At 44.2% G+C, this 11,879-nt stretch carries 12 protein-coding genes; 11 read left to right on the top strand and 1 reads right to left on the bottom strand.

Going from position 1 to position 11,879, the window contains the following annotated elements; all coding sequences use genetic code 11:
- Positions 1 to 78: 78 nt before the first annotated feature.
- The 4 genes from MHB56_RS03635 to hcp all read left to right on the top strand — a co-directional run bounded on the left by MHB56_RS03635 (position 79) and on the right by hcp (position 4,421).
- Positions 79 to 687 (top strand): CPBP family intramembrane glutamic endopeptidase, encoded by a 609-nt coding sequence (locus MHB56_RS03635; RefSeq protein WP_076190720.1) that lies wholly within the window; start codon positions 79 to 81, stop codon positions 685 to 687.
- Positions 688 to 888: 201 nt separating this feature from the next.
- Positions 889 to 1,446 (top strand): cysteine hydrolase family protein, encoded by a 558-nt coding sequence (locus MHB56_RS03630; protein WP_076127240.1) that lies wholly within the window; start codon positions 889 to 891, stop codon positions 1,444 to 1,446.
- A gap of 188 nt (positions 1,447 to 1,634) precedes the next feature.
- On the top strand, positions 1,635 to 3,035 hold the full coding sequence (locus tag MHB56_RS03625) for an MFS transporter (protein ID WP_341143268.1): 1,401 nt from the start codon (positions 1,635 to 1,637) through the stop codon (positions 3,033 to 3,035).
- A 93-nt stretch (positions 3,036 to 3,128) separates the two neighbouring features.
- Positions 3,129 to 4,421, top strand: coding sequence for a hydroxylamine reductase (gene hcp, locus MHB56_RS03620; RefSeq protein ID WP_036688774.1), 1,293 nt, complete (start codon positions 3,129 to 3,131; stop codon positions 4,419 to 4,421).
- A gap of 137 nt (positions 4,422 to 4,558) precedes the next feature.
- Here the strand turns inward: hcp and MHB56_RS03615 are convergent, their stop codons facing one another.
- Positions 4,559 to 5,317 carry an SDR family NAD(P)-dependent oxidoreductase gene (locus MHB56_RS03615; RefSeq protein ID WP_248548580.1) on the bottom strand — a complete coding sequence of 253 codons (759 nt, stop codon included), beginning with the start codon at positions 5,315 to 5,317 and terminating at the stop codon, positions 4,559 to 4,561.
- Between the two features lie 135 nt (positions 5,318 to 5,452).
- Here MHB56_RS03615 and MHB56_RS03610 point away from each other — a divergent pair, with 135 nt between their 5' ends.
- From MHB56_RS03610 to MHB56_RS03580, 7 genes are all read left to right on the top strand, one after another.
- Positions 5,453 to 5,824: a MerR family transcriptional regulator gene (locus tag MHB56_RS03610; protein ID WP_076127234.1), complete on the top strand. Its 372-nt coding sequence runs from the start codon at positions 5,453 to 5,455 to the stop codon at positions 5,822 to 5,824.
- Positions 5,825 to 6,112: 288 nt separating this feature from the next.
- Positions 6,113 to 8,044 carry an AraC family transcriptional regulator gene (locus MHB56_RS03605; RefSeq protein ID WP_341143267.1) on the top strand — a complete coding sequence of 644 codons (1,932 nt, stop codon included), beginning with the start codon at positions 6,113 to 6,115 and terminating at the stop codon, positions 8,042 to 8,044.
- Positions 8,045 to 8,456: 412 nt separating this feature from the next.
- Positions 8,457 to 9,029, top strand: a complete 573-nt coding sequence (locus MHB56_RS03600) for a hypothetical protein (RefSeq protein WP_340976425.1) — start codon at positions 8,457 to 8,459, stop codon at positions 9,027 to 9,029.
- Positions 9,030 to 9,097: 68 nt separating this feature from the next.
- Complete coding sequence (locus MHB56_RS03595; RefSeq protein WP_341143266.1) at positions 9,098 to 9,715, top strand: hypothetical protein; 618 nt, start codon at positions 9,098 to 9,100, stop codon at positions 9,713 to 9,715.
- Positions 9,716 to 9,895: 180 nt separating this feature from the next.
- Complete coding sequence (locus MHB56_RS03590; RefSeq protein WP_341143265.1) at positions 9,896 to 10,645, top strand: hypothetical protein; 750 nt, start codon at positions 9,896 to 9,898, stop codon at positions 10,643 to 10,645.
- Positions 10,646 to 10,682: 37 nt separating this feature from the next.
- Positions 10,683 to 11,249, top strand: a complete 567-nt coding sequence (locus MHB56_RS03585) for a hypothetical protein (protein ID WP_076127226.1) — start codon at positions 10,683 to 10,685, stop codon at positions 11,247 to 11,249.
- 63 nt (positions 11,250 to 11,312) lie between these two features.
- Positions 11,313 to 11,864, top strand: coding sequence for a DUF4303 domain-containing protein (locus MHB56_RS03580; protein WP_341143264.1), 552 nt, complete (start codon positions 11,313 to 11,315; stop codon positions 11,862 to 11,864).
- Positions 11,865 to 11,879 lie beyond the last annotated feature (15 nt).

Raw genomic sequence — 11,879 nt, 5'->3', positions numbered from 1 at the left:
AAGTTACGGTCTCTTCCCGCTGGTAAGCAGCGGTCCATGATATATTGAGGCTGTTCTTATTAAAGGGAGGGTATTCCGTTGACATTGTCATTGCTCATCAGTGCAGTCCTTCAGCTCATCTTATTCAGCATCATTCCCTATACATACTGGTTTTTTACAAGCAGAACAACTTCATCCTTTGCCATGTGGATTGGCTGGAAGAAACCCCAATTGCTTTCTAGGAAGCAGTTCATACTATGGTTTATACTTACCATGACTATATTCACCAGCCTGGGAATGCTTACAGCAATCTATATGCTGGATAAGAATACTTTGGCCAGCTCACAGTTTTATGGTACAGGTCTTAAAGGTTTGATTCCGGCATTGATTTATTCTTGGTTGCAGACTAGCTTGTCCGAAGAGATTCTGTTCCGCGGCTTCATTGGTAAACGGTTAAGTTCGAAATTCGGATTCGGAATTGGAAACTGTGCTCAAGCTTTATTATTTGGTGTCGTACATGCTGTACTGTTATACAGCAGTTCCGGATTATTGAATTCTGCTGTTGTAATGATTCTTACAGGTTTTGTGGGTTGGAGCATCGGAATGTTGGATGAGAAATTATCCGGCGGTTCGATCATTCCAGGTTGGGTTCTGCACGGGCTGACTAATCTGATTTCCACCATTTTTATGATGTATCAATGGATGTAGCAATCAAAGTTTTTAGAGAGTACATTTTAAAAATATGGTAAACTAAAAAAGTCTTAAATTATAAGATTAAAGTTTATATACCATTTTTATTGGGAGGTAGATATTATGAAAAACAATGTCAGCTTGCAAAATGATATGGGGATAACGTTTAACTGATCAAGCGTGTTGACGTTTCCCCACCATTCGAAAGGGGAAAATCATTTGAATCAGGTATTATTAATCATCGATGCACAACAAGAATTAATGGATGGAAACGAAAAGGAAAGTGCAGTATTCAATAAAGAGCAGCTTATCCGGAATATTAATAAAGTGATTGAACAAGCAAAAGAAGCCGATGTCGAAGTTGTGTTCGTTAGGGATCTAGATGTCGCTGAAGGAACAGGTACAGGCTTTCAAGTTCACAATGAAATCAACAGGTCTGCAAATGCCAAAATCTTTGATAAGCTGGCAACGAATTCTTTTCACGGAACTGAGCTGCTACAATATCTGAAAGATCAGCAGATTGAGCATGTGGTGATTATGGGATGTAAAACTCAACACTGCATCGATACTGCTGTTCGGACGGCTACGGTTAGCGGCATGGATGTTACATTGGTCGGAGATGGTCATTCTACAACGGACAATGATGTTTTAAGTGCAGAACAAATCATCAAGCATCACAATAAAACATTACATGGGCACTACAATGTCGAACATTTTTCTATGGTCAGAAGTTCCGAAGAAGATTTGTTTCGCCCAACGCATGACTCTTATAGATAATAATTCAGTGGCGGCACTTAAATGTGCCGCTTTTTGCTGTTTCGCAGGACCTCTGATTTTCCTCACCTATACTGATAGACATATTCGCCTAAACCATTTCCATCCCATCTTTATGGGATTGTTCTTGCAAGGGATCTACTTATAATTGTTAGTAATTCTTAAACAATATGAGTAGGGACGGGATCAACATGATGGCAGCAAAAGATATAGAGTTTAAAAGCACACAAGGGCAGCGGCTGGGAATGATGGCGGCTATTTGTATGGGGGCGTTTATTTCCCATTTTACAGCTGGAATTGTGAATGTGTCGCTTCCTTTTATTGTGAATTATTTTCAGACAGAGCTTGGGAAGGGATTATGGATCACAACAGGTTATCTGCTAGTGATTACGGCTCTTCTTCCTGTTATGGGGAAACTAGGCGACCGTTATGGTTTTCGCCGGATTCACAATCTTGGATTTATTATTTTTACTGTTGGTTCTGTCCTAGTCGCTTTTTCACCTAATCTGCCAATATTGCTAACGCTCAGAGTTGTACAAGGAGTAGGAGCTGCAATGTTTCAAGCAACTAATATTGCACTCATTACCATTCATATACCGAAAGAGCAAAGAGGTCGTGCTCTCGGAATTTTAAGTACAGCTGTCGCGCTGGGCGGGATGACGGGACCTATAGCGGGAGGTTTGATTGCAGAGTGGCTGAGCTGGAAATGGTTATTTTTAATCCATGTTCCTGTGGCGATTGTGGCTACAATTATGGCATATCGGTACATCCCGAACCGTGTGCAAGAGCGCAAGCCGGGTGCTATCAGCTTCGTGGGGGCCAGCTTGTTTATGGCATTCATCACCTTGGTCCTTCTCGTAATAACAAATGGGAGCAAATGGGGCTGGGTGTCCGTGTGGACAATGACAAGTTTGGTGGGGGTTTCCTTGTTGTTGATTACTTTTCTATTCTGGGAGCGGAAGCAAAAGACTCCTTTTCTACCCTTACAAGCATTGAAAATTCCAACTGTAGCGGGAGGCTTGATCGTTAGCTGTGCCTCTTTTATTTTATCTAACACATTGCTTGTCCTCATTCCATTTTATTTGATGGGGGTGTCGGCTCCGTTCTCGTCATCTACGACAGGATATATTATGGCGGCTTATCCCATTGCCTTGGCGTTTGCAGGCCCTCTTGCAGGCTACTGCTCCGACCGTTATGGCTCTCATCGTCTGATGCTTATGGGACTGAGCTGCATGGGAAGCGGGTTTATCTTGTTACTGGTGTATTTAGATCATATACCGATTTATGGAATCGCGGCGATTCTATCTCTTATTGGCCTTGGTATGGGGCTCATTGCCTCTCCTAATAATAGCTTCATTATGCAGCAGACACCTCGGGAACACGTGGGTTCGATTGGCGGATTAATTGCTTTAACAAGAAATGCGGGTATGGTCTTTGGCTCAGCACTTGGACTTGGTGTGATGAGTGGAGAGACAGGACAAGGGAGTCAGTTGCAGGCGTTCAAATTGGTTTTTGAGATTAATATTTTCATTTGTTTAAGCGTTATTGTATTAATGGTTGTTATAAATAGAAGGACATTTAAATCTGCTTGATCTAAAAAAATGTGTATGTAATCACAACTCAAGCTTTGGTGTTCTGTTACGTTGGAAGTAACGAATGATTATCTAGATATGGAGGATAACGATATGTTTTGTTACCAATGTGAACAGACACCGAATGGCGGATGCACCGTTGTAGGGGTATGTGGCAAAAATGAAACCATTGCGAGTTTGCAGGATACGATGATTTTTGCATTAAAAGGAATTGCAGCGTATGCGACACATGCCCGGCAGCTAGGATATAGCGATCCCGAGGTGGATCGTATCACCCACGAAGCTTTGTATATGACGTTGACCAATTCCAACTTTAATACACAGGAACATTTGGAGATGGCGATGAAGGTCGGGGATGCGGCGGTTCGCATCATGGATGTACTGGATCGTGCGCATACGGACCGCTTTGGCATTCCGCAACCGATCACAGTCAGTCAGAACAAAATTGAAGGTCAATGTATTGTTGTAACAGGGCATAATTTATATGCGCTGGAGGAATTACTGCGGCAGACAGAGGGGAAAGGCATCAACATTTATACCCACTCAGAAATGCTGCCTGCGCATGGATATCCTGCACTCAAAAAGTATAAACATCTGAAAGGCAACATCGGCAAAGCATGGTATGATCAGCGTAGATTGTTCGAGCAGTTTCCCGGTGCAATTCTTGCTACCACAAACTGTGTAATGCCGATTAAAGGCACGTATGCAGACCGCTTTTTCTCATATGAAGTAGCGGGGCTGGAAGGTGTAGAGAAAATAACGGGCGACGATTTCTCCCCATTAATTAATCGTGCGTTGTCCCTACCTGCGGCTGATGTAGAGTCAGATCTGGTACTTACTACCGGATATCATCATGAAACTGTTATCGGGTTAGCACCAGAGATCATTCAAGCTGTCAAAGACGGGCATATCCGCCGGTTTTTCGTCATTGCTGGCTGTGATGCGCCAGGTACTGGCGGGAATTACTACCGTGAGTTGGCGACTTCCTTACCGAACGATACTGTCATTTTAACGACTTCTTGCGGAAAGTTCCGCTTTAATGACGTAGATTATGGCACCGTTGGAGACACCGGTATTCCACGTTACATTGACCTTGGGCAATGTAATAATTCCGGTTCTACAGTGAAGATTGCTATGGCTCTGGCTGAGGCATTTGAGTGTACGGTGAACGAGCTGCCTGTCAGCATCGTGCTGTCTTGGTTTGAGCAAAAAGCAGTAGCCATTCTGCTAGGCTTGTTCAGTCTCGGCATTCAGGACATTCGCATCGGACCAAAGCCACCCGAGTTCATTTCACCAGGTGTACTGGATGTTCTGGTAGAGCTTTTTGGATTGAAGCTAATTACTACTGCTGAAGAAGATATGAACGCGATGTTGGCGTTGTCGTAGAGTAAAAATCAAAGGTTGCCGCCCATAAGGGATTGGCAGCCTTTTTTTGATAGGGGATTTAGGTGATACATCATTGTCGAAGCATAGCGATCCGTAATGGATGGTAATGCTTCTTAACTTGCCATTACAAGATGAGCTTATCGCGTGCTCGCCACATAATTATAGAGGGTATCTCTCAACTCGAACTCGTACGTCAAACCATTAACAATCCCCACAACATGATCGTTATCATACAGGTCAAGCATGAATCCAGCCATTTCCTTCGCGGTATGATATTTCGGCACAGTCCCATGATATTCGAATTCGGGGATATCGAAAGAAAGCTTCGCGAATTCTGTTTCTGTTGCGGCAGGTGCTAGCACTTTAGCCTGCATAAGTGCACCTTGACTCTTCAACTCATGAGAGAGTCCTTCAGTAAAGGCACTCACATAGAACTTAGTCGCACAGTACGTAATGGCATTTCCCACAATCGTATAGCCGCCACCGGATGAAACGTTGATTAATTGTGTTCCTTCAACATTGGAATAATCACGAACGAATAGAGAGGAAAGGATCGTCAACGATTCAATGTTCAGATGCAGCATTGCAGAAATTTTATCTAAATCTTGCTTGGCCACTGAAGCGAAATTTCCAAACCCCGCATTGTTGATCCAAGTTTCGATTTCGAACCCTTGTAGATCCTCATAAAGCTTATAAGCATTACTAGAAACGGATAAGTCAGTTACTCGAATAACGACATCTACATCGGGGTAGTTATGATTGATTTCAGATTTTAGCTCCTCCAGTTGCTCCCTTCTGCGGGCTGTAACAATTAAGTTTTTACCGCGAGCCGCAAAGGCTAGAGCGGTTTCATAACCTATACCTGAACTGGCGCCTGTAATTACAGTATATTTCATGTGAATTCCTCCGTTTTTACAAGAATATTTAGTGTTTCAACAACGATGTAATCATAAAGCTTAGAGTTTACTCTAAGTCAAATATTTTTTATAATTATGGGGACTCTTAAAATCAACATAGATTCGGGGGCTTGTATGTATACGATCAGCGATGTAGCCAAATTACTAGGGATTACCGCATATACACTGAGATATTATGAAAAGGAAAAGATTATTGCTCCGATACGGAATGCGAATGGAGAAAGAATATATGATGACTCCAATCTTGCTTGGCTGCGATTTGTGATGAGGTTGAAACAAACCCAAATGCCGATCTCACAAATTAGAGAATATGCGCAGTTATATTTAGAAGGAGAGCATACGGCCCAAGCCCGCTTGAATCTTCTTGAGAATCATAGTAACTCTATACAGAGCCAAATCAGAAACTTAACAGCCACAGAGAAGATGTTGAAAGACAAAATTGCAGCCTACAAAAATTCCCTTGCGAAAGAGACAGGCATTTACTAAGCAGGCGACATAAAAGTATTCCAATGATTAAGATAATTGTGAGATCAAAAAAAGGGCCCTCACGATTCATTGATAGACGCTAGTTCCGCACGTATGTTTGCGGATCAGCGTCTTTTGCTTTTGGGCTAGACTCCGGCAAAATAGCCGTATGCCTCGCTATTCGCATCCTCGTCTCATTCGGCAACACCTTATTGACAGCGCTAGACGTATTCGTTATTGTGTTTAGAAACATGATTCAATTGAGAATGATTATCTCTTGAGAATTTAAAGGGAGTTTGCGAATCAGTTATGGATGTTCTGAAACTTATACAAATATGGAACCAGGTGATTATGAGTGTGCTGGACGTACGGCTAAAGCAGGCCGGAATCGACAACGATTTGAATCAATACCGTTTGCCGGCAAGCGCATTTTTATTCGCTTTTCAAGGACAAGGCGAGTTGTGGGTTGACAATGAGGTATGGCTGTGCGATCGTTTCCATGTACTGCACGCCGGCAAAGGCTCTCTGGTGACGGTTCGGAGCCGAGAAGCGCTGAATGTATATATCGTACTCTACAAAGCGTTTCTCCCCGCTTCGGCCTCGCGCGAATTTCATATGATGATGGAGGAATCCGACCCGTTTCTGGAAAGCTGGGGGTTCCCGCCTGGCGAACCGCTGGCCATGCTTGAGCTACTTCAAACGATACGCGACGGTTGGCTTAAATCTGACGACGGATTAACCAGGCTGTCGGCCAAGGGAGACTTTATCCGCTTCGTTCACGCTGTCCTGAGGGAGCGTCTGTTCGGAGCCGGCGAGCCATCTTTATCGGAGCAAGTTATTCGACATTTGTCCAGGAATTATCGCCAGCCGATCTCGTTTGAGGAGCTTGCTCGGCAATTGAATTACAGCCAACAATATATATCGCGAAAATTTAAAGAACAGACAGGGCTCAGTCCGCTGGACTACGTCATTCGTTTCCGAATGGAAGATGCGAAGGCTCTGCTGGCCGGTACGATAGCAACACAACAGGAAATAGCATCACATGTCGGTTATCCGGACCTCATTTATTTCAGCCGCATGTTCAAAAAGCATGCCGGCATGACGCCAGGTCAATATCGTAAACGATACGGCCAGTTCGTTTCAGATTATGCAAGGAATAGGTCACAATCGTCCGTTGTTCTAAGCCGGTCATTAAGCTATCCTTTTTATGTGAGTGATATTGATTATCAATTTCAACAGGATGGGGCGAATAAAATGACTAGAGCAACCCGAAGTTTTTATGCAGTGATGCTGTTATGTTTGACCGTGATGTTAACAGCTTGTGGTGGGTCGGTGAACAACGGAGGTGCAACGAACAGCCAGGTTGCCGTCAGCGCTTCTCCAACCATGATTACTCAAGAGTCAGAGGTTTTGGCATCTTCTGAGATCAAGGTAGTCAAGACCGCTTTCGGCGATGTCGAAGTTCCTGCACACCCTCAGCGCGTAGCGGCAATTTCTTATCTCGGCACCGTACTTGCTCTGGAAGTCCAGCCGATCGCAGCCGAATCGTTCTTGATGTCGAGTCCTTATCTCGAGGGAATGCTGGACGTCGTGACGGATGTAGGCGACTCGTTAGAGAAGCTGCTGGAACTCAATCCGGATTTAATCATAACGCATAATCCACAGCCTGAGGTAGTCGAGAAATATCAGATGATCGCACCTACGGTATCGGTTCCTTACAATCAGTTTGTATCCATTCAGGAAGAAATGCTGTATTTTGGCGAGTTGCTGGATAGACGTGAGGAAGCGGAGAAATGGAACGAACAATTCGAGAAGGAAATTGCAGACATTCGGGAGAAAGTCCAACAAGCCGTTCCCGAAGGAGAGACGCTTTCGATTATGCAAGAGTACGATGGAAACGTGAGCCTTTTTGGTCCGAAATCGGGACGAGGCGGCCGGCTGATGTATGAAATAATGGGGCTGAAGCCGCCGACGACGGTTCCAGAATTTATGCTGAAGGAATCCTACTATGAATTTTCGCTGGAGAAACTTTCGGAGTACATGGGTGATTATTTGATTCTGACGACGGAAGCCAGCTTGGAATCGCTGCAGGCTGATCCAATCTGGGGGGCGCTAGAGCCGATTCGCAACAATCGGGTATTTTTATGGACGGAGAACCAATCCTGGTACCGCGACCCAATCGCCGTGAAAAGACAAATCAACGATTTGACCGACTGGATCATCGAGGCAGCGAGTCGGTAACTGCCTAGAGTACGGATTGATCGAACAACGGTAATATAAAATCAGAACTTGCCGTAACAGCCAGCGCGCTGAACCGTACCATAAGTGACGACAGGGAATTTTTGAGCGGTAAGTTGGAGAGTGTTGTAAGGATGTGAAATAGCTCGACAGAGGGTGTCCCAAACGTCATAAAATGGCGGAGGGATACCCTCCTTTTTTTAAGAGCGGAGTGGGGAAGGGACTAGAGATTGTGCTGAACGGTCAAGGTTATAACTCTTTCTGTGCAAAGGTTATTTCTAAAATCCAGGTGAAAAGTAGGTAGACTCAGGACAAGCGATCACTATAATGGAAATATGAGACATTCATAGAACCGATCAATAGGATATAAATAAGAATCCGGCTGATTAAAAAAGCGATTAGAGGAGGCCATTTCGTGGGAAGATCATTTGCAAATTTGCATATCAAGTCGAATAACCTTGAGAAGACTGTCGAAGCATTAAGAGAGCTAAGCGAAGCGCATGCCAAAGTATTAGGCAAGAAAAATCATGAAGCTCCAGAGAGCAAAGTTGTCATGTATGTAAGCAAAAGCAACGAAAACTGGATCAGCGTGCTCCACGATTATTTTGTATGGGGTACGGTGAAGAAGGCCGGTAAAACGTTGTCCCAGCTTACCGGGGAGCCAGTGATGACCGCCGGATATATGAATGAGGAGATATTCGAGTTGTCGTTGTTCGAGAATGGAGACATTCAAGCCGAAAAGATCTTTTGTGAGCAGTGGACGAGGGATGAATATGAACAACTCCGGGAAGAGCGTCTCAATGATGATTACCTGCGAAAAGCGTTGGATATCCGTAATGAGGATTTTGACGGCTTCATTGGCATTACGAGTCCGGGACTAGCCGTAGATAAGCTGTCAGAAATCGTAAGCATGTCTTTATGGAGTGACTGGGAGTGGATCCCGTACGAAGAAGCTCTCAAAAATCGATTTGTGAAATATGAATTTTGAAAATACACGAGTAAATGGCTAAGGACCTCTGAGATGACATTTTAATACATGGCGGTGAGCGAAAAGAAATGGATAAATTAAAGAACAGCGGATTTTATAAACTTAGATTCTTCATCAGGCCGGAAGAGTTTGAAAGCGTTTTGAAGCATTTTGAACATAAGCAAGCGCAATTTCATCTAACCAATTATGCCCAGACAGAGCATGATCTGAAACAGGTGTATGAGGCGTATCAGACCTTTTATTATTATTTTACGACAGAAGAAAAAAGGAATGAGGGTCTCCCTTTCTTTGTTTATTCTATTTCTGTTGCGTCTGATAATGAAAGCTCTGGATTTTTCGCGAGAAATGAAGGTGTCTATTTTCCATATTACGGACAATGGGCAGAGGATGAACTGCCGTGTATCTTGCTATCATTTCCTAAAGGCTTTCAAATAGATTTGGAAGATGAAAAAGGGAAGTATTATATCTATGAGGATATTCGGGACCATAAGCCGTTAACATATACGTTTTTCGATGAAATAACGGGTGCTATTAAAAAAATGACAAAGCCGCTTCGCTTCTCGGCGCATGATGCAGATGCTATGAAGGAGCAAAAGCCTTCTGTGCGTATAAGCCATGGTGCGATTCAAGATTTGAGCAAATCGTGGATTTTCAATAAATATGGGCTTGTGACGGGTGGCAAATAGTTCAGGGCAAATTACACCGAGGCACTGGCTAAGCTGGAGAATTCAAAAATTGGGGATTGATATGTTGCACTCTCTAAAATTTCAGTATTATCTTGGATAAAAAAGCTGCTCAACCTGCAATATTTTATAGAATTCTCTTATCTGGAAGAGTTGCATGTTGGGGCAGCAGGAGGAGTATTTATGTACATCGTATCTCAGTCAAAACCGCTGTCTGATGGTCAAAACCAAGCACTTGCAAAGGAAGATGCCACTGTTTATCCACCGGGCTACCTCCGGTTTTTGCGGCGATTCGGCGAAGGGACTTACAGAGGGTGGTTGAATGTTCAGTTTCCGGATGCGGAGGTGCTCAAACCTTTTGCAGAATACGGATTATGGGAGCATGACGAGTATAGCCCCATTACTGAACAACAGATCGGTGAGTGTATCGTTATAGGTACAACGGTGGACGGTGATTTTCTGGCAATACATCCCCAGACAGCTGGGCTGCTTTGGCTACCTCGGCATGCGGAGCACGTAAAGGCGATTTCCCTGCAGGCAGGGGAGCAGGAAGACGAAGGGTTGTACGCCTTGGTGCTGGACGAAATTTATCGTCAGGTGTATGGAATCAGTCAAGGGGAGAGCGTCTATTATGAACCGTGGACGGGCACTCGCAGCCATCGCTTTTTGCGTTTGCCACAAGGGCAGGACCAGCTTACGCTACCCGAACTGGCTGGATTGTGCCAACATGAATTTCCGCCGGATTTGTTTATTGAGAATGCCTATGTTTGTTTCCTGTTCTACCGGCAGCTGGGAGGCTATGTACGGTTGAATTATGCCTACCAGCAAGAGGTGGTCATCTTCTATGAACAGGATATGGGGCAGGCGTTTGCCGTAATGGAGCAGTGGCTCTTGTCGAAAGGCTGCGAAGCGATTTCAGAAAATAACAGCTGATCTGGGTGCTCCGTAAGTCTGGGAGAGGGAGGTATGCATGAAACTAGTTTTTACTTTGGATACACATGGAACGTGTGTGGGTCAATTGAGAGATGAACTGCTGCCCTTAGAGGAATTAGCAAATACATGGGAGTTTCCCTATGATATCTTTTTTGTGTTGCGTGTTTTACCTGAAGGTTATGGTCGAAAAACATCCAGACGGTTTGATAGCAGGGATCATACCCTCGAATTAGATATCAGCATAAGTTATGAACAGTACCAACGGATGTCCAAGCATGAGCAACGTGAGGGATTAGGTATTCACCTTTTTAACTATTTGTCAGAGTCAGTTGCTAAATATAATAAGCATGCAGTTAAGGAAAACCAAAATCAACTACTGGACCTAGTGAAAAAATGGATGCTCGAAAACAATTGGCTAAATGGAAAGTTAAATCAAGCACGGGACCTACTTTCGCAAGACATGGATCTTTATGAAGTCAGCCAGAAATTGCAGATGCCATTAGAAGAGATTGAGTATATCCTTCTCCGTATGAATGACTATGAGCCAACTGATGTTCATCCTGATAACCTTGTAGTAGAAAAAGCACCGCCATATCATTTCTAGAAGGCTGGAGCAAATAGAAGACATCCTGCCTGAACGGATCCACTAACGGAAAGGAGGAAGCCGATGCAAGAAATAGAGAGGCTGGCGATAGAGATCGCCGATGCTGCTAGAACGTCTTTTCGCGCTCTTTTTGAAAATGGCGAACGTTACTATTACTGTACCCTTTACACTACTGGTGAGGGACATGCGCCAAGTATCTCCGCCTGGTCGTGGGAAGCTTTGGAGGTAGAAGCAGCCAGGCAAGGCGTCGAAAGTGACACACCGGCATCGACGATTGCGGAACTTATCAAATGGTCTTATGCGGATTCGCCCTATTGTTGTTTCGGCGATGAGAACTTTGATAATGTTAAACAACGATTTACCGAGCGTTCTTTCATTGCTGATCTTGAGAATGACGAAGGGAATCGCGAGTTTGATTTGAGGCTGAAGGCCATGGAGCTGGCGATGAAAATACTCGATGATGAAGGTGTGTTTGCCTTGAATCAACTGCGAGAGTCAGTATGCGTCCTTGTCGAAGTCATGCCTCCGGATGAGATCAATACTGAAATCGCCCTCCGTTTGAATCGGGCAGAATCTCCAGCTATGCAAGTATGGTTGGCGGAAGCGGCGGAGTAGAAGCCTCCGCTTTCG

Source organism: Paenibacillus sp. FSL H8-0315 (genome assembly GCF_038005365.1).
In the GTDB taxonomy this organism is placed as follows: domain Bacteria; phylum Bacillota; class Bacilli; order Paenibacillales; family Paenibacillaceae; genus Paenibacillus_AQ; species Paenibacillus_AQ odorifer.
Note: the sequence above shows the minus strand (reverse complement) of the source record. Positions and strands in the feature narration are given on the sequence as shown.

Excerpts from the sequence above, each read along its gene's own strand:
- MHB56_RS03595 (WP_341143266.1), top strand. The coding sequence starts at position 9,098 with ATGGATAAATTAAAGAACAGCGGATTTTATAAACTTAGATTCTTCATC.
- MHB56_RS03585 (WP_076127226.1), top strand. The coding sequence starts at position 10,683 with ATGAAACTAGTTTTTACTTTGGATACACATGGAACGTGTGTGGGTCAA.
- MHB56_RS03605 (WP_341143267.1), top strand. The coding sequence starts at position 6,113 with ATGGATGTTCTGAAACTTATACAAATATGGAACCAGGTGATTATGAGT.
- MHB56_RS03580 (WP_341143264.1), top strand. The coding sequence starts at position 11,313 with ATGCAAGAAATAGAGAGGCTGGCGATAGAGATCGCCGATGCTGCTAGA.
- hcp (WP_036688774.1), top strand. The coding sequence starts at position 3,129 with ATGTTTTGTTACCAATGTGAACAGACACCGAATGGCGGATGCACCGTT.
- MHB56_RS03610 (WP_076127234.1), top strand. The coding sequence starts at position 5,453 with ATGTATACGATCAGCGATGTAGCCAAATTACTAGGGATTACCGCATAT.
- MHB56_RS03625 (WP_341143268.1), top strand. The coding sequence starts at position 1,635 with ATGATGGCAGCAAAAGATATAGAGTTTAAAAGCACACAAGGGCAGCGG.
- MHB56_RS03615 (WP_248548580.1), bottom strand. The coding sequence starts at position 5,317 with ATGAAATATACTGTAATTACAGGCGCCAGTTCAGGTATAGGTTATGAA.
- MHB56_RS03590 (WP_341143265.1), top strand. The coding sequence starts at position 9,896 with ATGTACATCGTATCTCAGTCAAAACCGCTGTCTGATGGTCAAAACCAA.